Source organism: Streptomyces sp. NBC_01176 (genome assembly GCF_045039825.1).
GTDB lineage: Bacteria > Actinomycetota > Actinomycetes > Streptomycetales > Streptomycetaceae > Streptomyces.
The window spans coordinates 6,389,540-6,409,087 of record NZ_CP108600.1 but is presented as its reverse complement, the minus strand read 5'-3'; the positions used below and the strand labels follow the sequence as shown (position 1 = coordinate 6,409,087).

19 protein-coding genes, 2 tRNA genes and 1 pseudogene are annotated in these 19,548 nt (G+C 70.9%); 5 read left to right on the top strand and 17 right to left on the bottom strand.

Features of this window, described 5'->3' with window-relative positions; all coding sequences use genetic code 11:
* Positions 1-216: 216 nt before the first annotated feature.
* Entirely contained in the window at positions 217-1,530 is a 1,314-nt protein-coding gene (locus OG199_RS27645) for a cytochrome b/b6 domain-containing protein (protein WP_405831759.1), read from the top strand.
* Complete coding sequence (locus OG199_RS27640) at positions 1,527-3,146, top strand: NADH-ubiquinone oxidoreductase-F iron-sulfur binding region domain-containing protein (RefSeq protein ID WP_401799162.1); 1,620 nt, start codon at positions 1,527-1,529, stop codon at positions 3,144-3,146. The genes OG199_RS27645 and OG199_RS27640 overlap by 4 nt, the downstream gene beginning before the upstream one ends.
* A 49-nt stretch (positions 3,147-3,195) precedes the next feature.
* Here the strand turns inward: OG199_RS27640 and OG199_RS27635 are convergent.
* A tRNA-Ala gene (locus OG199_RS27635) sits at positions 3,196-3,268 on the bottom strand.
* A gap of 122 nt (positions 3,269-3,390) precedes the next feature.
* On the opposite strand from OG199_RS27635, the gene OG199_RS27630 reads away from it, so the two are divergent.
* Complete coding sequence (locus tag OG199_RS27630) at positions 3,391-4,575, top strand: glycosyltransferase 87 family protein (RefSeq protein WP_405831757.1); 1,185 nt, start codon at positions 3,391-3,393, stop codon at positions 4,573-4,575.
* Here the strand turns inward: OG199_RS27630 and OG199_RS27625 are convergent.
* The 10 genes and pseudogenes from OG199_RS27625 to OG199_RS27580 all read right to left on the bottom strand — a co-directional run bounded on the left by OG199_RS27625 (position 4,544) and on the right by OG199_RS27580 (position 9,967).
* A complete protein-coding gene (locus tag OG199_RS27625; RefSeq protein WP_010986886.1) occupies positions 4,544-4,777 on the bottom strand; it encodes a hypothetical protein in 234 nt (77 codons plus the stop codon). The genes OG199_RS27630 and OG199_RS27625 overlap by 32 nt on opposite strands.
* Before the next feature lie 3 nt (positions 4,778-4,780).
* Complete coding sequence (locus OG199_RS27620; RefSeq protein WP_266699124.1) at positions 4,781-4,954, bottom strand: hypothetical protein; 174 nt, start codon at positions 4,952-4,954, stop codon at positions 4,781-4,783.
* 69 nt (positions 4,955-5,023) lie between these two features.
* Positions 5,024-5,176 (bottom strand): annotated as a pseudogene (locus tag OG199_RS27615) (MFS transporter); the annotation flags it as partial.
* A 93-nt stretch (positions 5,177-5,269) separates the two neighbouring features.
* A tRNA-Ala gene (locus OG199_RS27610) sits at positions 5,270-5,342 on the bottom strand.
* Positions 5,343-5,458: 116 nt separating this feature from the next.
* The gene (locus OG199_RS27605; RefSeq protein ID WP_356806822.1) at positions 5,459-6,121 is read right to left on the bottom strand and encodes a histidine phosphatase family protein; all 663 of its coding nucleotides are present in this window, start codon (positions 6,119-6,121) and stop codon (positions 5,459-5,461) included.
* Positions 6,118-6,561: a ribosome silencing factor gene (gene rsfS / locus OG199_RS27600; RefSeq protein WP_266699128.1), complete on the bottom strand. Its 444-nt coding sequence runs from the start codon at positions 6,559-6,561 to the stop codon at positions 6,118-6,120. The genes OG199_RS27605 and rsfS overlap by 4 nt, the downstream gene beginning before the upstream one ends.
* A gap of 151 nt (positions 6,562-6,712) precedes the next feature.
* Entirely contained in the window at positions 6,713-8,605 is a 1,893-nt protein-coding gene (locus tag OG199_RS27595; protein WP_405831753.1) for an LCP family protein, read from the bottom strand.
* Between the two features lie 16 nt (positions 8,606-8,621).
* Positions 8,622-9,344: a nicotinate-nucleotide adenylyltransferase gene (nadD, locus tag OG199_RS27590; protein WP_266699130.1), complete on the bottom strand. Its 723-nt coding sequence runs from the start codon at positions 9,342-9,344 to the stop codon at positions 8,622-8,624.
* A 79-nt stretch (positions 9,345-9,423) separates the two neighbouring features.
* On the bottom strand, positions 9,424-9,588 hold the full coding sequence (locus OG199_RS27585) for a hypothetical protein (protein WP_168528072.1): 165 nt from the start codon (positions 9,586-9,588) through the stop codon (positions 9,424-9,426).
* Between the two features lie 217 nt (positions 9,589-9,805).
* Positions 9,806-9,967, bottom strand: coding sequence for a hypothetical protein (locus tag OG199_RS27580; RefSeq protein ID WP_356806827.1), 162 nt, complete (start codon positions 9,965-9,967; stop codon positions 9,806-9,808).
* 103 nt (positions 9,968-10,070) lie between these two features.
* Here OG199_RS27580 and OG199_RS27575 point away from each other — a divergent pair, with 103 nt between their 5' ends.
* The gene (locus OG199_RS27575; protein WP_405831752.1) at positions 10,071-11,255 is read left to right on the top strand and encodes a M48 family metallopeptidase; all 1,185 of its coding nucleotides are present in this window, start codon (positions 10,071-10,073) and stop codon (positions 11,253-11,255) included.
* 120 nt (positions 11,256-11,375) lie between these two features.
* On the opposite strand, the gene OG199_RS27570 is transcribed toward OG199_RS27575, so the two are convergent.
* The 5 genes from OG199_RS27570 to proB all read right to left on the bottom strand — a co-directional run bounded on the left by OG199_RS27570 (position 11,376) and on the right by proB (position 16,475).
* Positions 11,376-12,443, bottom strand: coding sequence for a hypothetical protein (locus OG199_RS27570; RefSeq protein WP_356806831.1), 1,068 nt, complete (start codon positions 12,441-12,443; stop codon positions 11,376-11,378).
* A gap of 123 nt (positions 12,444-12,566) precedes the next feature.
* Complete coding sequence (locus OG199_RS27565) at positions 12,567-13,202, bottom strand: hypothetical protein (protein ID WP_405831751.1); 636 nt, start codon at positions 13,200-13,202, stop codon at positions 12,567-12,569.
* Positions 13,203-13,317: 115 nt separating this feature from the next.
* Entirely contained in the window at positions 13,318-14,604 is a 1,287-nt protein-coding gene (locus OG199_RS27560) for a glutamate-5-semialdehyde dehydrogenase (RefSeq protein WP_356806835.1), read from the bottom strand.
* A gap of 61 nt (positions 14,605-14,665) precedes the next feature.
* The gene (locus tag OG199_RS27555; RefSeq protein ID WP_356806842.1) at positions 14,666-15,160 is read right to left on the bottom strand and encodes a hypothetical protein; all 495 of its coding nucleotides are present in this window, start codon (positions 15,158-15,160) and stop codon (positions 14,666-14,668) included.
* A gap of 226 nt (positions 15,161-15,386) precedes the next feature.
* Positions 15,387-16,475: a glutamate 5-kinase gene (gene proB / locus OG199_RS27550; RefSeq protein ID WP_356806836.1), complete on the bottom strand. Its 1,089-nt coding sequence runs from the start codon at positions 16,473-16,475 to the stop codon at positions 15,387-15,389.
* 296 nt (positions 16,476-16,771) lie between these two features.
* On the opposite strand from proB, the gene OG199_RS27545 reads away from it, so the two are divergent.
* Positions 16,772-18,172, top strand: coding sequence for a polysaccharide pyruvyl transferase family protein (locus OG199_RS27545; RefSeq protein ID WP_356806838.1), 1,401 nt, complete (start codon positions 16,772-16,774; stop codon positions 18,170-18,172).
* Positions 18,173-18,268: 96 nt separating this feature from the next.
* On the opposite strand, the gene OG199_RS27540 is transcribed toward OG199_RS27545, so the two are convergent.
* Positions 18,269-19,477 (bottom strand): glycosyltransferase family 2 protein, encoded by a 1,209-nt coding sequence (locus tag OG199_RS27540; protein WP_405831749.1) that lies wholly within the window; start codon positions 19,475-19,477, stop codon positions 18,269-18,271.
* Between the last annotated feature and the right edge of the window lie 71 nt (positions 19,478-19,548).

The following is a 19,548-nucleotide window of genomic DNA, read 5'->3' as shown; positions in this document are numbered from 1 at the left end:
CCGGGGCACGCGACACGCCGCGCGACGGTCACGATCACGCCAAAAAACTGAACAATATTCAAATATTACTTCGCGTAACGGACCCTAAGGGACAACACAAGGGCCCGGTGGCCCTTTGATAACAACGTAATAACTCAATCTCGTATCCCTCAGGAGGGACTCGACCTAGAGTGCGGCTTCGGGACCGCTTCCCCGAACCGTTGGGAGTAACCCCCTATGAACCCTCGTCGCAATGGCAGCACCCTTCCCCGCCCAGGTCGCTCCGCCTATGGAGTGGCCACCGCTGTCATTCTGCTTCTCATACCCGTGGTCGTACTGGCAGGAGGCAACGGAGTCCGGGACTTCCTGAACTTCGGCGCCGGCGTGCTGTCGCTGGTCGCGCTCTCCTGCTCCGTCATCTGGGGGCTGGTGGCGACCGACCGGCTGTTCCTGAACACCCGCCAGCGCCTGGTGGCGCAGGCGGTGCACCGCACGACCGCCGTCTCGTCGGTCGCCTTCCTGCTGCTGCACATCACGGTCAAGCTGGCGCTCGACCACACCGTGCTGATCGCCGCGCTGATCCCCTTCAGCCTCGGCGTCTCCGGGACGGCCGGACTCATCGGCTTCGGCTCCCTGGCCGGACTGCTCATGATCTTCACGGCCATCACCGGCGCGCTGCGCGGCGCCTTCGCGTCCCCCGCCCCGGTCGCGGCCCGCTGGCGCGCGATGCACATGCTGGCCTACCCGGCCTGGTGCTCCGCGCTGATCCACGGCCTCTACGCGGGTCGACAGGCGAAGCCGATCTTCACGATCCTGTACAGCCTGTGCCTGGTCGCGGTCATGGCCGCACTCGCCCTGCGCTCGGCGCCCGCCCCCTACAAGCGCAAGGTCGCCGACCGGGTCCTCGCGCTCCTCGGCGAAGGCAACGGCTTCAGCGCCCGCATGGCACGCGAGGAGCAGCTGACGGCGTCCCGCGCCCGAGCCGAGAACAACGCGCCGGGCTACGCGCCGCGCCCCGGCCAGCAGTCCACGGGAGGCTCCTTCGTGCCGCCGCAGCGCACCCCGGGCCCCGGGCAGTCGCTCTACCAGACCCCGGCGGACCCCGCCGCCGCGGGCGACACGCCCGGATTCGCGGCCGCCTATCGGGCCGTGTCGGGAACGCCCGGCGGGAATCCCGCGGGGGCCGCCCCGACCGAGCGCTTCCAGATGCCGATGAACACGCAGCCCACGGAGACGTTTCCGCGCGCCGACGGCAGCAGCCCGTCGGGCAGTTGGCCCATCCCCTCGCCGCCGCCGGTCGGCGAGGCACCCCGCTCCGCGTACGACCCGCTCGCGGACACGGGATACAACATCCCCGTCTACGACAATTCGGCCACGGCCGCGTACCGCACGAGTGATGTGTACGACACCGGTGAGACGAACCCCGCCTTCGGCACGTACAACACCAACGACACGTACGACAGCGGTCCCACGACTGACGTACTGCCGGGTGCCTTCGACGCTCCTGGCTCCGGTGAACCATGGAACGCCCCTTCCGGAGGCTTTAAGTGAACGAGGCCCTGCCCGACGTCCCGGAGGTCCGCGTCGTCGGACTTCCGCAGCTCACGTCGGGTTTCGACCTGGTTGAACGGCTCGATCTGCCCATGCACCTCAAGGTGCACGGGCCGCTCGAGCCGATGGGCGGTGAACAGCTCGCGGGCCTCGCCGAGGCGATCGGTCTGAAGGGCCGCGGCGGTGCGGGCTTCCCCTTCGCCAAGAAACTGCGCTCGGTCGCCGAGTCGGCCATCAGCAAGGGCATCCGGCCCGTGGTGGTCGTCAACGGAAGCGAGGACGAACCCGCCTGCCGCAAGGACACGGTGCTCATCAACCGTGCCCCGCACCTCATCCTGGACGGAGCCCTGCTGGCCGCGGAGGCCATGGGTGCGCGCACCCTGGTCATCGGCGTGACGCGGGAGTCCACCCAGAGGTCCATGGAGGCCGCGCTGGCCGAGCGCGGCCTGAGCGACCGGCGCGGATCGCCGCTTCGCGCGCGCGTGCAGCGCAATCCGGTACGCATGGTGACCGGGGCCGCGGCCTCGCTCATCCGCTCCATCGACGGCGGCCCGGCCATCCCGCCCGGCCGCAAGATCAGTGCGTCGCAGATCGGCGTCGGCGGCGCGCCCACGCTGCTGTCGAACGCCGAGACGTTCGCCCAGCTGGCCATCGCCGCCCGCATCGGCCCCGACCGCTACCGCAACACCGGCCTGTACGACGAGCCCGGCACCGTCATGCTCACCGTCTCCGGCGCGGTGGCGCGCCCCATGGTGATCGAGGTCCCGACCGGCGTACCCCTGCGGTACGTGCTCCAGCTCGCCGGCGCCCCGCCCACGCCGCAGGGCGTGCTGACCGGCGGCTACCACGGCAAGTGGCTGGACGCGGCGACGGTGAACGAGGCGATCATCTCGCGCAACTCCCTGGACGCCGTGGGCGGCGCGCTCGGCGCCGGTGCCATCCTCCCGATCACCCAGGAGACGTGCCCGCTGGGCGAGTCGCTCCGAGTGGCGCAGTGGCTGGCCGAGGAGAGCGCGGGACAGTGCGGTCCCTGCTACCTCGGCCTGCCCGCCGCGGCGCGCGGTCTCGAGGACATCCTCAACGGCGGCGGTCCGGCCGCCCTGGAGGCCGTGAAGCAGGTCGCCAAGGCCGTGAAGCGACGCGGTGCGTGCTCCCACCCGGACGGCTCGGCGATGTTCATCGAGTCGACGATCAAGGCGTTCACCGACGACCTCGCCGCGCATGTCCTCGGAAACGGCTGCGGAAGGCCCGTGGAGGGCGTTCTGCCGCTCTTCGAGGGCGGCCAGACCCCGACGGGCATCCCGGGCGGCCAGGCACAGGAGGAGGCGGGCCCCAGCCGCCAGAAGATCTACGTCGACTGGACGCTGTGCCGGGGGCACGGCCTGTGCGCGGACATCCTGCCCGAGGTCTTCGAGCTCGGCGCGGACGGGTTCCCCACCGTCGCGCAGGCACAGGTCCCCCGGTACGCGGAGGCGAAGGCGCTGCGGGCCGTACGCCGCTGCCCGGCGCTCGCCCTGCGCATCGAGGAGGACACCAGATCCTCCGCACCGGCACGCAACAACCTGCCGGTGCTGTCCCAGCGCCGTGGCCGCCGGGCGCTCGGCAGCGGCCGCTGAACACGACGAAGGCGGGCCACCCGATCGGGTGGCCCGCCTTCAATTCCTGTGGAGCTAAGGAGAATTGAACTCCTGACCTCCTGCATGCCATGCAGGCGCTCTACCAACTGAGCTATAGCCCCTTGTTCCGCTCCGCCCGGTCTCCCCGGCGGCGACGCCAACATTACACGGTCCTCCCCGTGCACCACCAAATCGATTCCGCGCCGCTCGGACAATACGGACAAGCGGGATAGTGTCGGCCTCCGTGACCGTGATCGCCCTCCCTCGTGTCCGCCGCCACGCGTCCGTCGCCCTGGGGACATGCCTGTTGTCGTTCGCCGCCTTCTGGTGCGCGCAGCGGGCCGCGCACGTGTCGATGATCGACCTGACGGTGTACCGGGCGGAGGGCGCGACCGTACGCACGGGCGGCGATCTCTACGCGCTGCGCACGACCGAGGCCCATCTGCCCACCACGTACCCGCCGTTCGCGGCGCTGCTGTTCACTCCGCTGACCCTGCTGGACACGGCGGACCTGCGGGCGCCGGCAACGGCCGGGAACCTGGCCCTTCTCGTGGCTTTCGTGGCGCTCTCGCTGCGGCTCGTCGGCCACGCGCGCGGGGAGAGCGTGTGGTGGGTGTCGGCGGCGGCCGTGTGGTGCGAGCCGGTGTGGACGACGCTGCGCTACGGGCAGATCAACCTGCTGCTCGGCGTGTTGGTGCTGTGGGACCTGACCGGGCGGCCCGGACGGCGCTGGGCCGGGGCGGGCATCGGGATCGCCGCGGCGGTCAAACTGACCCCGGCGCTCTTCGCGGTGTTCCTGCTGACCGCCGGCCTCGTGGAACACGCGCGCGGGGGCAGCGGAGGCCCCCTGCTGCGCCACGCGCGCGGGGCCGCCGTCGCGTTCACCGGGGCGACGCTGCTCGCGGCCGCCGCCCTGCCGTACGACTCGTGGCGCTTCTGGAGCCGGATGGTCTTCGAGACGGGCCGGGTCGGGCTGGTGGAGGACACCGCGAACCAGTCGCTGCGCGGGGTCCTGGCCCGGCTGCTGCACAGCGCGCACCCCGGCCTCTGGTGGACCGCCGCGGCAGCCGTGGTGGGGGCCCTGGGCCTCACGGCCGCCGTCACCGCGGAACTGCGCGGGCTGCGGGCCTGGGCGGTGACCGCCTGCGCGGTGACGGCACTGCTGGTCAGTCCGGTGTCCTGGTCGCACCACTGGGTGTGGTGCGTGCCGCTGACGCTGCTCCTCGCGACGCGCGGGAGGGTGTGCGCCGTCGCCACCGCCATGGCGTTCTGCTCGTACGCGCTGTGGTGGGTACCGCACGGCCCGGGCAGGCTCGAACTGCACCAGAACGGCGTCCAGTCGACGCTGTCGGCCCTCTACGCGGGAGCCGGCTGCGCCTTCCTGGCCCTGCTCGGGGTCAGGCTGTCGCGAACGAGTAGAAGCGCTTGAGCGTGCAGTGCTCGTCGAGGAGCCGCCCGTAGATCGGCTCGCCCTCCAGCTCGCGGTACGTCTCGATGGGGTCGCCTTTTATGATCAGCGCCCGCGCGCACTCCTCGCACCAGTACTGGTAGTCGTGGTTGACCGGTTCCATGTCGCGGACGATGGGCGTACCACTGCCGCACCAATCGCACTTTCGCCTGTGTGCACCCATCGATCAGCTCCAGCTGTGGCCGCAGGCCGTGCACACGTAGGAGATCCCGCCGTTGTCGCCGAGGACCTGGGCGATGTGGACGGATCCGCAGGAAGGACAGTCGAGGCGAGTGGCTCTTCTACGTTTCGGTGCCACTTCGAGAAGATCGTGGACCTCCTCGAGGATGCTCGCAGGCATCGCTTCTCCCTCCCGTCGGGCCGCGCCCCCTTCCGGCCGTTTGATTCTGCCACGGCCGGAGCAATACGGTCAGCGACGCCTTAGTACCAGTCCGGACACGGCACCCGACTTGGCCGTCGCGGCCAGCGCAGACGTGCACATGAGGAGCGCGTCCGCAGAGGTATACGCCCCCGGGGCCCCAAGTGACTCAAGCGGGTCCGAGAAGAGTGTGACGAAGGCCGCCCGGCGACCGACCCGGGTACACAAAAAACCCCGCCCCCCGGAGGGGACGGGATCTTCGTCATCGATCTTTGACGACTCAAGGGAGTCGATCTGTGGAGCTAAGGAGAATTGAACTCCTGACCTCCTGCATGCCATGCAGGCGCTCTACCAACTGAGCTATAGCCCCTTGCGTTCTTCCCGCCCTGCGGGGCGAACAAGAAGAACTTTAGCCTGCGACCTGCCGGAAAGTGAAATCCGGTCCCGACAGGTCTCCGGGACCGGACAGAGGGCCGCTCGATCCGCTCAGTCGTCGTCTCCGAGCACCGGCTCCGGCAGTGTGCCGGCGTTGTGCTCCAGCAGGCGCCAGCCCCGCGCGCCCCGTCCGAGGACGGACCAGCAGCAGTTGGAGAGGCCGCCGAGACTCTCCCAGTGCTGTGACTCCAGGCCGAGCAGACGCCCGATGGTCGTACGGATCGTGCCGCCGTGACTGACGACCACGAGGGTGCCGTCCTCGGGGAGTTTGTCGGCGTGCCGCAGCACCACGGGGGCCGCGCGGTCGGCGACCTCGGACTCCAGTTCGCCTCCGCCGCGGCGCACGGGCTCGCCGCGCTTCCAGGCGGCGTACTCGTCGCCGTACCGGCCGAGGATCTCCTCGTGCGTCAGCCCCTGCCAGACGCCCGCGTAGGTCTCCCGCAGGGCCTCGTCGTGGGTGACGTCGAGGCCGGTGAGCTCGGCCAGCTCGGCGGCCGTGGCGGCGGCGCGCCGGAGGTCCGAGGCGACGATCGCGTCGGGCTCCAGCGAGGCGAGCAGCCGGGCGGCGCGCCGGGCCTGGCCGATGCCGGTCTCGGTGAGCTCGACGTCCGTGGAGCCCTGGAAGCGGCTCTCCACGTTCCAGGAGGTCTGGCCGTGCCGCCAGAGGATGACGCGGCGGCCCCGGCCCGGCTTCCTGCCGGCCCCGGCGGTCACCGCAGCTCCTCCAGTTCGGCGGAGTCCTCCTCGGCCTGCAGCTTGGCGTGCTCGGCGGTCTTGCCGCGGGTGGCCTTGGCGTCGGCCGGCAGGTCCAGCTCCGGGCAGTCCTTCCAGAGCCGCTCCAGGGCGTAGAAGACGCGCTCCTCGCTGTGCTGGACGTGCACGACGATGTCGACGTAGTCGAGCAGCACCCAGCGGGCTTCGCGGTCGCCCTCGCGGCGCACCGGCTTGACGCCGAGCTCCTTGTTCAGGCGCTCCTCGATCTCGTCGACGATCGACTTGACCTGGCGGTCGTTGGGTGCGGACGCCAGCAGGAAGGCGTCGGTGATGGAGAGCACATCGCTGACGTCGTAGGCGATGATGTCGTGCGCGAGCTTGTCGGCGGCCGCCTGCGCGGCGGTGTTGATGAGCTCGATGGAGCGGTCCGTGGCGGTCACTACGCGGCTTTCCGTCGGCGGTCAGTAATGACTCAAGGGTCTCACGGACAGCCGAGGGCACCCCACGCGTTTACGCGGCCGCCCCCCGAAAGCCCCGGGCACGGCCGCGTACACCTCCTGATCGCCGGTCGTCACCGCCGGTCGCGCGGGGTCACCCGGCCGGGGTGGTCACCTTGTAGTCCTGGCCCAGGACCACGGACACGTCCGCGTTGGACGTCGCCTTGCCCTTCTTCACGGCGCCGGCCGGCAGGCCCAGGGTCTTCGCGACCTCGACGGCGTCGTCCTTCCTGGCGGCGTCGGTGTAGGTGATCTGGGACACGATCTGCGCCGCGGCGGCGGTGCCGGAGTCCAGGAAGGTGTAGCCGCCGTTGACCAGGACGACGCGGGCCTTCTCCGTGGCGGACTTCACGCCGGTGGCGTTCCTGATGCCGACACGGACGGCGGCGCCGGCGTCGGGGCTCTTGGCGGTACCGCCGAGCACGTCCTTGACCACGCTGTCGGTGGCGCTCTCGCTCAGGGTGCCGTCCTGCTGCACGGGCAGCAGCGCCGTCTTGTAGTCGCCGCCCTTGGCGAGGTCGGCGAGCTTGGCGAGGAAGACGCCGAGATCCTGGTCGGTCAGCGGCGGGTCGAGGATCTGCGCGAGGGTCTGCACGGTGGTCGTCGCGGCCTGCTTGTCGGACGACAGCTTGCGCAGCACACCCTGCATGACCTGCCCGAACCGCTCCAGCTGGGCGTTCTGGGCCTCACCAGGGGCCCGGTAGGTCGCGTAGGCGACGGCCGCCCTGCCGCTGAGGGTCTGGTCCTCGCCCTTCTTCACGAGGGCCGGCTCACCCTTCTTCTTGGCGTCGGGGTCCGGCACGGCGGTGTCGGTGGTGATGTCGATGTTGCCGACGAGTTCGACGAGGTTGCTGAGGTAGGGGGTGTCGAGACGCCAGGTGCCCTGGATGTCGGTCCCCAGCACCGTGTCGATCGCGTCCTGCGTCCCGGAGGAGCCGTCGTCGTCGACGGACTTGGCGAGTGTGGTCGTCGAGCCGTCGTCGCCCGTCAGGGCGAGGGAGTTGGGCAGCAGGACGGTGGTGCCCTGCTTGGTCGTGGTGTTGTCGACGAGCAGCGCGGTGGAGGTGCCACCGCCCTTCGTGTCGTGCAGGTGGACGACGAGCACATCGCGGTTCTGGGCGCTCGACGCCGTCGTCGCGGCGGGCTTGTCGTGCGAGGAGGTGCCGGGCAGCTTGCCCGCGTACCAGAGGTAGCCGACGCCGCCGACCAGGACGAGGGCGAACACCACGATCAGGGCGACGATCCGGCCGCGGGCGCGGCGGCGGGCCTCCTCGCGGCGTTCGGTGCGGTTCTCGGTGAACTTCAGCCAGTCGATGACGTCTTCGGACTCGGCTTCCTGCTCCTCGACGAACGCGAACTGCTCGGTGCGGTAGTCCCGGTCGGCCCGCGGCCCACCGTCCTCCGCGGGGCCCGCCTGCTGCGGGATGTACGCGGTCTGCTCGGCGACCCGCGGCTGCTGCCCGGTGCTCGCGGCACCGGCCGTGCCCGGGGTCTGCCCGCCGTACCCGGCGTGCCCGTCCTGAGCCGCCCGGCCGGTCCGACCCGGTTGACCCGTCCGTCCGGTCTGTCCGCCGCGCTCGGTCTGCGTCGTGTGAGCGGAGTGCGCCGTGTGAGGGGGCTGGGGCGTCCGGGCCGACTGCCCGTAGGGGTCGTACGCCGTGTCCGCCCCACCGGGAGCGGGCGCGCCGGCTCCGTACGGGTCGTAGGGGTCGTACGCCGGGACGGACGTCTGCTGACCGGTGTCGTAGGAGGACGCCGGCTGCCGGCCCGTGTCGTAGGCCGTCCCGCCGGTCGCGTACGGGTCGTAGCCGTAGCCCTGCGACTGCTGGGAGTGCTGGGGCTGTTGGGGCTGCGCGTACGGGTCGTAGTTCTGCTGGGACTGCTGGGACGGCACCTGCACCTGCCGGTACACAGGCTGCCCGAACTCGTCGTAGCCGACGAGCTCGTACTGGTCGCCGCCCGCGTATCCGTCGTATCGGTCGTTCACCGGTGCCCCTCTCGGCTCACTCGCCGCGGTACAGCTCACGCTTGTCGATGTAGCGCACTACACCGTCCGGCACCAGATACCAGACGGGATCTCCCCTGCCGACCCTCGCACGACAGTCTGTCGACGAGATGGCGAGCGCGGGAACCTCGACGAGCGAGACCCCGCCCTCGGGCAGCCCGGGGTCGGTCAGGGTGTGACCGGGCCGGGTGACTCCGATGAAGTGCGCGAGGGAGAACAGTTCTTCCGCGTACCGCCAGGTGAGGATCTGGCCGAGCGCGTCGGCGCCGGTGATGAAGAACAGGTCGGCGTCGGGGTTGAGCGCGCGCAGGTCGCGCAGGGTGTCCGTGGTGTAGGTCGGTCCGCCGCGGTCGATGTCGATGCGACTCACCGAGAACTGCGGGTTCTCGGCGGTCGCGATGACCGTCATCAGATAGCGGTCCTCGGCCAGGGAGACCTTCCGGTCGGTCTTCTGCCACGGCTGCCCGGTCGGTACGAAGATCACCTCGTCGAGGTGGAACTGCGCGGCGACCTCGCTGGCCGCCACCAGGTGCCCGTGGTGGATCGGATCGAACGTCCCGCCCATCACGCCGAGACGGCGCTTGCCCGGATTCGAGGGGCCGTTGCGGCGGCCGGTCGTCAGACGGCTCACGCCGCCACGCGCCCCGCCACCCGCGGCGTCGCCTACAGCGCCGCTCTCCGAGTCACTCGCCGGACCGGTAGGCATGTCCTGCTCTCCCATGCGTGCAGACCCTACCGGCCCGGTCGACGGGCTCCGCCCGACAGGGGTCCCGGGGATGGCCGCGGGTGGCTGAAAGGGCTCAGCGGTCGCGGTTGAAACGTGTCGTGATCCACAGCAGCAGGAGCAGGACGAAGAGGGCGCCACCGCCGGTCAGGAACGGGCTGAGGCTCTCGTGGTTGCCACCGTGCTCCTCGCCCTCGGCGGCAAGCGTGACCAACTGTGCGGCAGTGCTGTGGAAGCTCATCTCGGCAGGACCTATCCGATCGAGGTCCCCCCGCTCGAGCGGAGTCGAGAGTGGGGGAGGGCGGGATAAAGACGTCGGCCCATCGTAAGCGGGTGCCCCGGCCGCGATCACCCCGACTCCGCCGTTGGGGAAGCCGGTTGCCGCGCGCGACGGCCACGGGCGCGTGGAGGACGGCCACGGCGCCGGTTCACGCCCCGCCGGGTGCCCGGCGCGGAGCTCAGTCGTCCTCGCGCTTGTACCCCCGCAGCAGGAACCAGGCGGTCAGGGCCAGTCCGACGATCATCACGATCAGCACGACGCGGAGCAGATCGCCCGGGCCCTGCTTGTCTGCCGCGCTCGCGGCCTCGGTGAGCCAGGTGGCTGCGGGGATGTGCTCCATGGCGTACGACTCCTTCTCTGTACTGCCCGTCCACGGTATCTCCGCCTAGGCTGGGCCGTGCCTTGGGGGCACAAAGGGCACTCTGACGCACATGGGGGAACACATGTCCGACGACAGCCAGCAGGGGAACGGGCACGAGAGCGTGCCGAGCAGGCAGCGCAGGCGCTTCGAGGGGATCTCCTCGCGGGCGTACGAGCACCCGGCGGACCGCTCGGCCCTGGTGGCCCTGCGCAAGCTCACCGGCTTCGACACCGTCTTCAAGGCCCTGAGCGGCCTGCTGCCCGAGCGCAGCCTGCGACTGCTCTTCCTGTCCGACTCGGTGCGCGTCTCGGACGCCCAGTTCGCGCACCTCAACGCCATGCTGCGAGACGCCTGTTACATCCTGGACCTGGAGAAGGTCCCGCCGATGTACGTCACCCAGGACCCGCAGCCGAACGCGATGTGCATCGGCCTGGACGAGCCGATCATCGTCGTCACGACCGGTCTCGTGGAGCTGCTGGACGAGGAGGAGATGCGGGCCGTCGTCGGGCACGAGGTCGGCCACGCGCTGTCCGGTCACTCCGTCTACCGCACGATCCTGCTCTTCCTGACCAGCCTGGCCCTCCGGGTGGCCTGGATCCCGCTGGGCAACCTCGCGATCATGACCATCGTGACCGCGCTGCGGGAGTGGTTCCGCAAGTCGGAGCTGTCGGCCGACCGGGCGGGGCTGCTCGTCGGACAGGACCCGCGGGCCTCGATGCGCGGGCTGATGAAGATCGCGGGCGGCAACCACCTGCACGAGATGAACGTGGACGCGTTCCTCGCGCAGGCCGACGAGTACGAGGCCGGGGGCGACCTGCGCGACTCCGTGCTCAAGATCCTCAACGTCCTCAACCGTACGCACCCCTTCACCACGGTACGGGCCGCCGAGCTGAAGAAGTGGGCCGAGTCCCGCGACTACCAGCGGATCATGGACGGTCACTATCCGCGGCGCGGCGAGGACAAGGACACCTCGGTCTCGGACTCCTTCCGGCAGTCGGCGTCGAGCTACGCGACCGATGTCAAGAACTCCAAGGACCCGCTGATGAAGCTGGTCAGCGACATCGCGGGCGGGGCGGGCGACCTCGGCGGCCGGGTGCGGCGCGGCTTCGGCGGCTTCGCGGGCGGCTCCCCCAAGGACGCTCCGCCGCGGGACGGGCGGGACGGGCGGGACGGCGACGAGCGCCCCGGTGGCGCCGGCCCGGAGGACGGCCACCCGGGCGGCGGCGCGGGCTCCGAGGGCGACGCGGGATCGAAGGGCGACGGCTGACCGGACTCCGCGCCCGGTCGCCGGTCCCTGAGTCACCGGGCGCCGCCTGTCACGCCGCCTGACGATCGCCGGGTGCCGTCCGGGACGCCGTCTCACGAGCGCCGGGCGCCGACGCGCAGGTCAGAGCTTCGGCTGCGCGCTCGTCGCCAGCGACCCGCACAGTGCCGTCGCGCCGCCGGTCGCGTACGGGTCGGTGCCGGCCGGGCCGCCCGCCTTCGCCGTCTGTCCGGCGAGCAGCGGACGCAGCCGGTCCGCCGAGGCGTCGGCGCAGGCGAGCGGACCGGCCTGGAGGTTGGAGACGACCAGCTCGGCCTGGTGCATGCGCAGGTCGTCGCGGTCGAAGCGGAAGTGCAGCTCGCGCCGGACGGTGAACAGCGAGGCCTTCGCGCGGGTGTCCGCGCCCGTCGGTTTCAGGGCGTAGACGAAGGTGTGGTCCGCGACGACCTCGAGGGTGTTCGAGTCGGATTCGGCGGCCTGCAGAGTGCCCTGCACCCGGATCCTGAGGTCGGCCAGCTCGGTGCGGGCGGTGTCGAAGCGGACCAGCCAGCCGGTGGGCGCGTGCCGCCCGTCGGCGGCCGGGTGGGTGAAGCTCTGGTCGAACTGGTCGAGCTGCCGGGGGTCGAGCAGAATCCGTACCGGCCGGTCGGTGCCGCCCTTGAGCACGTCGGGGTCGAGCGAGGACTTCACGAGGTAGTCCTTGGCGGTCGTCAGGGCGGCGACGACCTGGCTGTCCGAGAAGTGCGCGGTGCGGCGGGAGGCGGGCAGCGCTATCCCCTCGGCACCGACGCCGAACTGCGCCGCGGGACTGTGCGCGTACAGGTCGTCGACGTTCGTGGCCCCCGGCACGGGGGTCTGGGGCGCGAGGGGGATGACCGTCATGCGCAGCGGCTCCGGCGGCTGGGCGACCGGGTTCTGGTAGGGGTGCCGTACGCCCATGTAGATCGCGGTGCCGAAGGCGACGGCTATCAGCATGACGAGGATCAGCGCCTGCCGGGACAGGCCGCGCTGGAGGGCGGGTCTGCGGCGCACGGCCGGGGCGTGGTCGGCCATCCGCTCCCGCGCGGAGAACTCCTGGAGGCGGGCAGCACGGACGAACGACTCGTCGAAGACGACGGATCGGTACTCGTCCTCTCCACCTGTGGGAGCGCCCTCGGGTGTCCCCTCAGGAGGGTCTCCAGGCCCGCCCATACCTTCAGAGTAGGTCTCCGGAGCCTCGGGTAAACGCGGCGGTGCACGACAAGTTCTGACAGGATCCCACCAAGACCACCCGGGATCACCGGGGTGTTCGAAGGGTCGACAACGCCGCTGGTGTCACGGGGTTCGGGGCGTCGCCGACACGGCCGGGTGGGAGTAGTCGGCCGAAGCCGAGGGACCGGTGCCGGTGATCTTTTCCTGGCCCTGTTCGAGGCCCGTGGAGGCCGGTGGCGGGACCTGGTCCTGGCGGCCCGAGGAGGCCCCCCGGTAGACCGCCGTGAAGGCCAGGGCGACCATGCCGATGCCCATCACCAGGGCCAGCACCCAGGCCACCGGACGGTGCCAGCGGGCCTGCTTCCCGTAGGCCCTGCCGTACAGCGCGCCGTAGCGGCCTTCCAGGACGTCGGTGTCGTCCAGGTCGTCCAGATCCGGGTCGCGGCCGTGTTCGCCGTGGCCGTCGGGGTCGAAACCGTCCTCGTAACGGTCGTCGTCGCCGCGGGCGCCCCGGGCGTGCGACCGGCGCGCTTCCGCCTCGGAGGCCTCCGCGCGGGCCTGAGCGGCTGCCAGCAGGCGTTCCACGGCGGTCGGCTCGTGGATCACCGCCGCCCGTACGAAGTCCTCGTCGAAGACCACGGAGGCGGATTCTTCGTCCGCACCCCCGCGGTCGCGGTCGTCGTCGGGCTCCCAGCCGTCAGGGAACGGCGTGCCCCCCACGTCCTCCGGCACGGATCCAGAGTAGACCTGGGGGGTCATTTTGGGCAGACGGTATGGAAATTCATCCGCCTGGCGAGACGCTTCTCGCGCGGACCTCACCGACGCGCGCCGTCTGACCCGCGCCGCGCGCCCCGCGCCCCGCAGCCCCGGTGTCTCAGCGCCGGATGTGCCCGTCCCCCGTGACGATGTACTTGGTGCTCGTCAGCTCCGGGAGCCCCATGGGTCCCCTGGCGTGGAGCTTCTGCGTGGAGATGCCGATCTCCGCGCCGAAGCCGAACTGGCCGCCGTCGGTGAACCGCGTCGAGGCGTTCACGGCGACCGTGGTGGAGTCCACCAACTGGGTGAAACGGCGGGCGGCCTGCTGCGAGGTGGTGACGATGGCCTCGGTGTGGCCGGAGGTCCACAGCCGGATGTGTTCGACGGCCCGGTCGAGGGAGTCGACGACCGCGGCGGCGATGTCGTAGGAGAGGTACTCCGTCTCCCAGTCCTCGGGCGTGGCCTCGACGACGGTGGCCCTGGAGTCCTTGGCGTAGGCGAGGACGCGCTCGTCGGCGTGCACGGTGACCCCGGCGTCCGCGAGGGCGTCCAGGGCGCGCGGCAGGAACTCGGGCGCGATGTCCTGGTGCACGAGGAGGGTCTCGGCGGAGTTGCAGACACTGGGCCGCTGGGCCTTGGAGTTGATCAGGATGTCGATCGCCATGTCGAGGTCGGCGTTCGCGTCGACGTACACGTGGCAGTTGCCGGTGCCGGTCTCGATGACGGGGACGGTGGACTCCTGGACGACCGTACGGATCAGCGAGGCGCCGCCGCGCGGGATGAGGACGTCGACCAGACCGCGGGCGCGCATCAGCTCGCGCACCGACTCGCGGTTCTCGCCGGGCACCAGCTGGATGGCGTCGGCGGGCAGTCCGGCGCCGCCCACGGCGTCGCGCAGCACGCGGACGAGGGCGGTGTTCGACTCGAAGGCCGAGGAGGAGCCGCGCAGCAGGACCGCGTTGCCGGACTTCAGACAGAGGGCGGCGGCGTCGACCGTCACGTTCGGGCGGGCCTCGTAGATGATGCCGACGACGCCGAGGGGGACGCGGACCTGGCGCAGGTCGATGCCGTTGGGAAGGGTGGAGCCGCGCACGACCTCGCCGACCGGGTCGGGCAGCGCGACGACGTCCCGAACGTCCGAGGCGATGGCACGTACCCGCTCGGGCGTCAGCGTGAGCCGGTCGATGACGGTCTCGCTGGTCCCGGCCTCCCGGGCCCGCGCGATGTCCTTCGCGTTGGCCGCGACGATCTCGCTCGTACGGACCTCCAGCGCGTCCGCGATGGCGAGCAGCGCGTCGTCCTTGTCGGCCCGCGGCAGCGGTGCGAGGTCGGCGGCGGCGGCCTTGGCCCGGTAGGCGGCCCGAGTGACCGGAGACATCGAGTCGTACGGCGAGAGCGTGGTCATATCGGAAGGGTAGTGCGCCGGACGGGTCCGGCCGGTCGCTGTCCCACACCCCGAGACACCCTCAAAAAGGGTGAACTCCCACCGGAGTGGCCGGAAGTGGCCCGTACCCCTCCGCGATGCGCTGGTGGTAGGTCTCCCGGTCGATGACCTCCAGGCCGACGATCTCCCAGGGCGGGAGCTTGGCGGTCTGCCGGTGCTCGCCCCACAGTCGCAGTGCGACGGCCGCCGCGTCGTGCAGGTCGCGGGCCTCCTCCCAGTAGCGGATCTCCGCGTGGTCGTTGGCGTACCGGCTGGTCAGCAGGAAGGGATGGTCGTGGGCCAGCTGTTCCAGCCCGCGCCGCACCTCCTTCAGCGGGGCCTCGCCGCCCGAGACGCTCAGCGTGACGTGCCACAGCCGCGGCTGGTCGGCCGGTTTCTCGCCCTCGAAGCTGTCTCCGGCCGCGACGCTCGTCAGGGCCCGTTCCTCGCCCGCCGCACGGGATGGGGCTCCCCCCGCTCGAGCGGAGCCGAGTGTGGGGGAGGCACCACCGCGGGACGCCGCCGCTCCAGGGCGCACTCGTCTCACGACGGCCTCCTTCACGCAATGGTCGTAACAGAACCTCGGGGTCTCCCTGCCACAAAGTTGAGCAGGTGGGGAGCGTCCGCGTGGCGCTTTTACGGAGTTTCACCGCGCTGCGACGGGCGTCCGCGAAACGTTCACACCAGTTTTCGGCCGGGGTGCGGAGAATGGGCCCCGGGTCGTACGCCGGCGCTACGGCGCACAGGTGCCGCGGACAGACGTCCTACGGGAACAGGAGCACCAGGTCGTCGCGGTGGACGACCTCGCGTTCGTAGGCGGGGCCCAGTTCGCGCGCCAGCTCGCGGGTGGAGCGGCCGATGAGCTGCGGGATCTCCTTGGCGTCGAAGTTCACCAGACCCCGCGCGACCGCGCGGCCGGCGCTGTCGCGCAGTTCGACGGGGTCCCCCGCCGCGAAGTCGCCCTCGACGGCCGCGATGCCCGCCGGCAGCAGCGAGGTGCGCCGGTCGACGACGGCGCGCACGGCCCCGTCGTCCAGGGTGAGCGCGCCCTGCGGGGTCGAGGCGTGCTGGAGCCACAGCAGCCGGTCGGCGGAGCGCTTGCCGGTGGGGTGGAAGTAGGTGCCGGTGTCCCCGCCCGCCAGGGCCTCGGCGGCGTGCACGGCGGAGGTGAGCACGACGGGGATGCCCGCGGCCGCCGCGATCCGGGCGGCCTCGACCTTGGTGACCATGCCGCCGGTGCCGACGCCCGCCCTGCCGGCGCTGCCGATGTCGATGTGCGCGAGGTCCTGGGGTGCGCGCACTTCCGCTATCCGTGAGGTTCCGGGCCTGCCGGGGTCGCCGTCGTAGACACCGTCCACGTCGGAGAGGAGGACCAGCAGATCGGCGCGGACGAGGTGGGCGACGAGGGCGGCGAGCCGGTCGTTGTCGCCGAAGCGGATCTCGTCCGTGGCGACCGTGTCGTTCTCGTTGACGACCGGCAGGGCACCCATCGCGAGGAGCTTGTCGAGGGTGCGGGCGGCGTTGCGGTGGTGGGCGCGGCGGCTCGTGTCGTCGGAGGTGAGGAGCACCTGTCCGACCCGGATGCCGTGCCGGGCGCAGGACGCGGTGTAGCGGGCGACCAGGAGACCCTGCCCGACGCTGGCGGCGGCCTGCTGCCGGGCGAGGTCCTTGGGGCGGCGGCGCAGGCCGAGTGGGGCCAGACCGGCGGCGATGGCGCCGGAGGAGACGAGGACGATCTCCTTCTCACCGCCGCTGCGGTGCTTGGCGAGCACGTCGACGAGGGCGTCGACACGGTCCGCGTCGAGGCCGCCCGCGGCCGTCGTCAGCGAGGAGGAACCCACTTTGACGACCATCCTGTGGGCCCGCGCGACGGCCTGCCGTACCGCTGTCGCCCGCCCTGCACCGTTCCCTGCCGCGTTCCCTTCCGCCTGCCCTGCCACCTGCGGTGTGTCCCCTCGTCCGTCCGGTCGTCCCGCCCGGCAATCTACGCGAAGGGGCCGGGCCGACGCCTCCCGGTCCAGCTGGCGGACGCCTCCGCGTAGTCGGCCGCTCACGGCTCGCGCATGCAGAAAAGGTTGTACGCGTTCCTCATGGAACTTAAAGAAGGTGCAAAGATAAGTTGAACGTTGTGGCACCTAATGTTCATCCAGTGAAGCGCATACTCCTGAGATCAGGGAAAAGCCCGTATGACGCCGTTCCCGTGGAACAGGCCCTCCACCAGGACGTCTTCGCCACCAACTCGGGCAACCTGATCTTCAGCGACGCCGCGCACAAGATCCTCGAGACCCCGGACACGGAGGTCGTGTCGAACGGCATCCGTACCGACGTCGCGGCCGCGGGCAGGATCAACGAGGAGTACGACGCGTTCGTCGTCCCCCTGGCCAACGCCTTCCGGCCCTCGTTCGAACCCCAGCTCAGGCGCCTGACGCAGCTCATCGGCAAGTTGCGGATCCCCGTGGTCGTGCCGGGGATCGGCGCGCAGACCGGCCTGGACTACAACCCGGCCCGGCTGAAGCCCATGGAGCCGGCCGTACGGGAGTTCGTCGCCGCGGTTCTGGACCGCAGCGCGTCCATCGGGGTGCGCGGCGAGTTCACCGAGCGCTATCTGAAGGACATGGGCTTCCGCGATGTCGAGGTCATCGGCTGCCCGTCCATGTTCATGTACGGCAAGGACCTCGACGTCCGCAGGAGGGCTCCCGCGCTCGGTCCCGAGTCCCGGATCGCGGTCAACGGTTCGCACAGCGCGGTGAAGTCCCAGGGCCTGGACCGGGTGATCCGCCGGGCGCACACGCGCTACCCGTATCTGCGCTTCATCGGACAGAACCTGAGTGACGCCCGCCAGCTGCACTGGCGCGACCTGTCGGACCCGAACGGCTCCGTCACCGCGATGCCCACGCACCCGGACCACCCGATGTACCGCGAGGACAAGGTCCGCGTCTACATCGACCCCGTCACCTGGATCGACGACCTGCGGGACTTCGACTTCTCGTTCGGCTCCCGCATCCACGGCAACATCGCGGCGCTCCTCGCGGGCACGCCCGCGACCGTGCTGTGCGGCGACTCGCGCACCCTGGAACTGTGCCGCTACTTCGACATCCCGCACCGCAGGATCAACACGCTGCCGCGGGACCTCGACCCGGCCGAGCTGTACGCGGAGGCGGACTTCGGCGCGCTGACGGGCGGCCACCAGGAGCGCTTCGAGCGGTTCACGGGCTTCCTCGACCGCAACGGCCTGCGGAACACCTTCACGCACGGCGACGGCGGCGCCGCCTACGACCGGCGCATGGCCTCGCTCACCTTCCCGGCCGGCGTCCGGCCCTGGAACGACGCCGACGTGGCCTCGCTCACCACCCGGTTCGGCTGGCTGCAGACCCGTATCAGCGAGTTGTCCACGGACAACGCCAAGCTGAAGCGTGACCTCGACCGGGCCCGCAAGGGGGGCCCGAAGGCCCTGACGCGGGCCGTCGTCCCGCAGCGCTCCGTCTACCGCATGGCGCGCCGCGCGGTGGGGCGCCCGCTGCGCAAGGCCCTGCAGTCGGGCCGGCAGTAGCGGCCATCCGCTCCCGCCGGGCCCCCGCTCCCCCGGTACGCGCCCCGCCGACGCCCGTTCCGTACGCCCCCAGGGCGCCGGAACGGGCGTTTCGCGTCATCCCTCCGCGCGGCGGGGTCCCAGCACCCGGCGGGCCACCCGGCGGGCGGTGCGCATACCGGGGAAGTGGGCGGCGGGCGCGAACTTGAAGCTCTCGATGGTGACCGTCTCGCGGCTGGTCGGGACGAACCAGCTGTCCGGAACGGGCGCCTCCTTGTCACGGAAGTGCGGGTAGCCGAGATAGGCCTTGCGGCTGCGCGGGTCCACGTGGAGCGTGGGCGCCGTCTTCTTCTTGAGGAACACCAGCAGGTCGACCAGGAGGTCGGCCCGGCCCAGCCCGGCCAGGTTCACCCGCAGCCGCTCGGCCACCTTGAGGCGGTCGGCGACGCCCTCGGTCCAGTACGCGTCGATCAGCGGCTTGGCCAGTGCGAGCTTGTCGCGTCTGACCTCCTCGTCGTCCCTGAGGAAGACGGGACCGAACTGCGGGAGCAGGGTGATGAGGAAGGGCCGGACCATCAGGCCGTCGCGGCGCTTGCCCGCGGGCACGTGCTCGGCGATCAGTCCCATCAGGGCCCGGGCGGAGTCGAAGCGCAGCCGGTAACTGCCGCTCTTGGTCACGTGCTTGCCGTCCTCGCGGCCGACCAGGTAGTAGCAGTCGTAGTCGGCGATCACCGAGACACCGTCGGCGCGGAGGTAGGCCTCCATGGTGAACAGCGCGTCCTCGCCGGTCTTCAGCGACTCGTCGAAGTGCATGTCGTACCGGGTGAGCAGCTCGCGTCGGAAGAGCTTCTGCGCGCTGAGCGTGAACTTGATCTGCGAGGAGAACACGTCCGTGCGGGGCAGGGTCTTGCCCCACATCGACTTCGGGGCGGTGCGGTTGACTCCGATGACCTTGCCGAGCACGACGTCCGTGCCCTGCGCGTCGGCCATGGCGACCATGCGCTCCAGGGCCTCCGGGCCCAGGTGGTCGTCGGCGTCGAGGAAGAAGACGTAGCGTCCGCGGGCCTTGTCGAGGCCGACGTTGCGCGGACCGCTGGGGCCGCCCGAGTTGGCCTGCCGGATCACGGTGACCGCCATGGCCGCCCGCTCGGCGAACTCCTCCAGGTGCTCCCCCGTGCCGTCCATCGAACCGTCGTCGACCGCGATGATCTCGATCCGGTCGGGACCGAGCGTCTGGTCCTCCACCGACTGCAGGCACTTGACCAGGTACGGCATGGCCTCGTACGCCCCGATGATCACGCTCACATCAGGCTGCGTCACTGTCACGTTTCCCCATCGTCATCAGAAATTTCCCCCCGTATCACCGCAAGGACTACTTAGTAGACGGGCGAGAGCGG

What these genes read in the sequence shown, in the direction of transcription:
- OG199_RS27645 (WP_405831759.1), top strand. Translation starts at nt 217, where the DNA reads ATGAACCCTCGTCGCAATGGCAGCACCCTTCCCCGCCCAGGTCGCTCC.
- OG199_RS27625 (WP_010986886.1), bottom strand. Translation starts at nt 4,777, where the DNA reads ATGGGTGCACACAGGCGAAAGTGCGATTGGTGCGGCAGTGGTACGCCC.
- OG199_RS27620 (WP_266699124.1), bottom strand. Translation starts at nt 4,954, where the DNA reads ATGCCTGCGAGCATCCTCGAGGAGGTCCACGATCTTCTCGAAGTGGCA.
- nadD (WP_266699130.1), bottom strand. Translation starts at nt 9,344, where the DNA reads ATGGGAGAGCAGGACATGCCTACCGGTCCGGCGAGTGACTCGGAGAGC.
- OG199_RS27585 (WP_168528072.1), bottom strand. Translation starts at nt 9,588, where the DNA reads ATGAGCTTCCACAGCACTGCCGCACAGTTGGTCACGCTTGCCGCCGAG.
- OG199_RS27580 (WP_356806827.1), bottom strand. Translation starts at nt 9,967, where the DNA reads ATGGAGCACATCCCCGCAGCCACCTGGCTCACCGAGGCCGCGAGCGCG.
- OG199_RS27575 (WP_405831752.1), top strand. Translation starts at nt 10,071, where the DNA reads ATGTCCGACGACAGCCAGCAGGGGAACGGGCACGAGAGCGTGCCGAGC.
- OG199_RS27570 (WP_356806831.1), bottom strand. Translation starts at nt 12,443, where the DNA reads ATGGGCGGGCCTGGAGACCCTCCTGAGGGGACACCCGAGGGCGCTCCC.
- OG199_RS27565 (WP_405831751.1), bottom strand. Translation starts at nt 13,202, where the DNA reads ATGACCCCCCAGGTCTACTCTGGATCCGTGCCGGAGGACGTGGGGGGC.
- OG199_RS27560 (WP_356806835.1), bottom strand. Translation starts at nt 14,604, where the DNA reads ATGACCACGCTCTCGCCGTACGACTCGATGTCTCCGGTCACTCGGGCC.
- proB (WP_356806836.1), bottom strand. Translation starts at nt 16,475, where the DNA reads ATGGTCGTCAAAGTGGGTTCCTCCTCGCTGACGACGGCCGCGGGCGGC.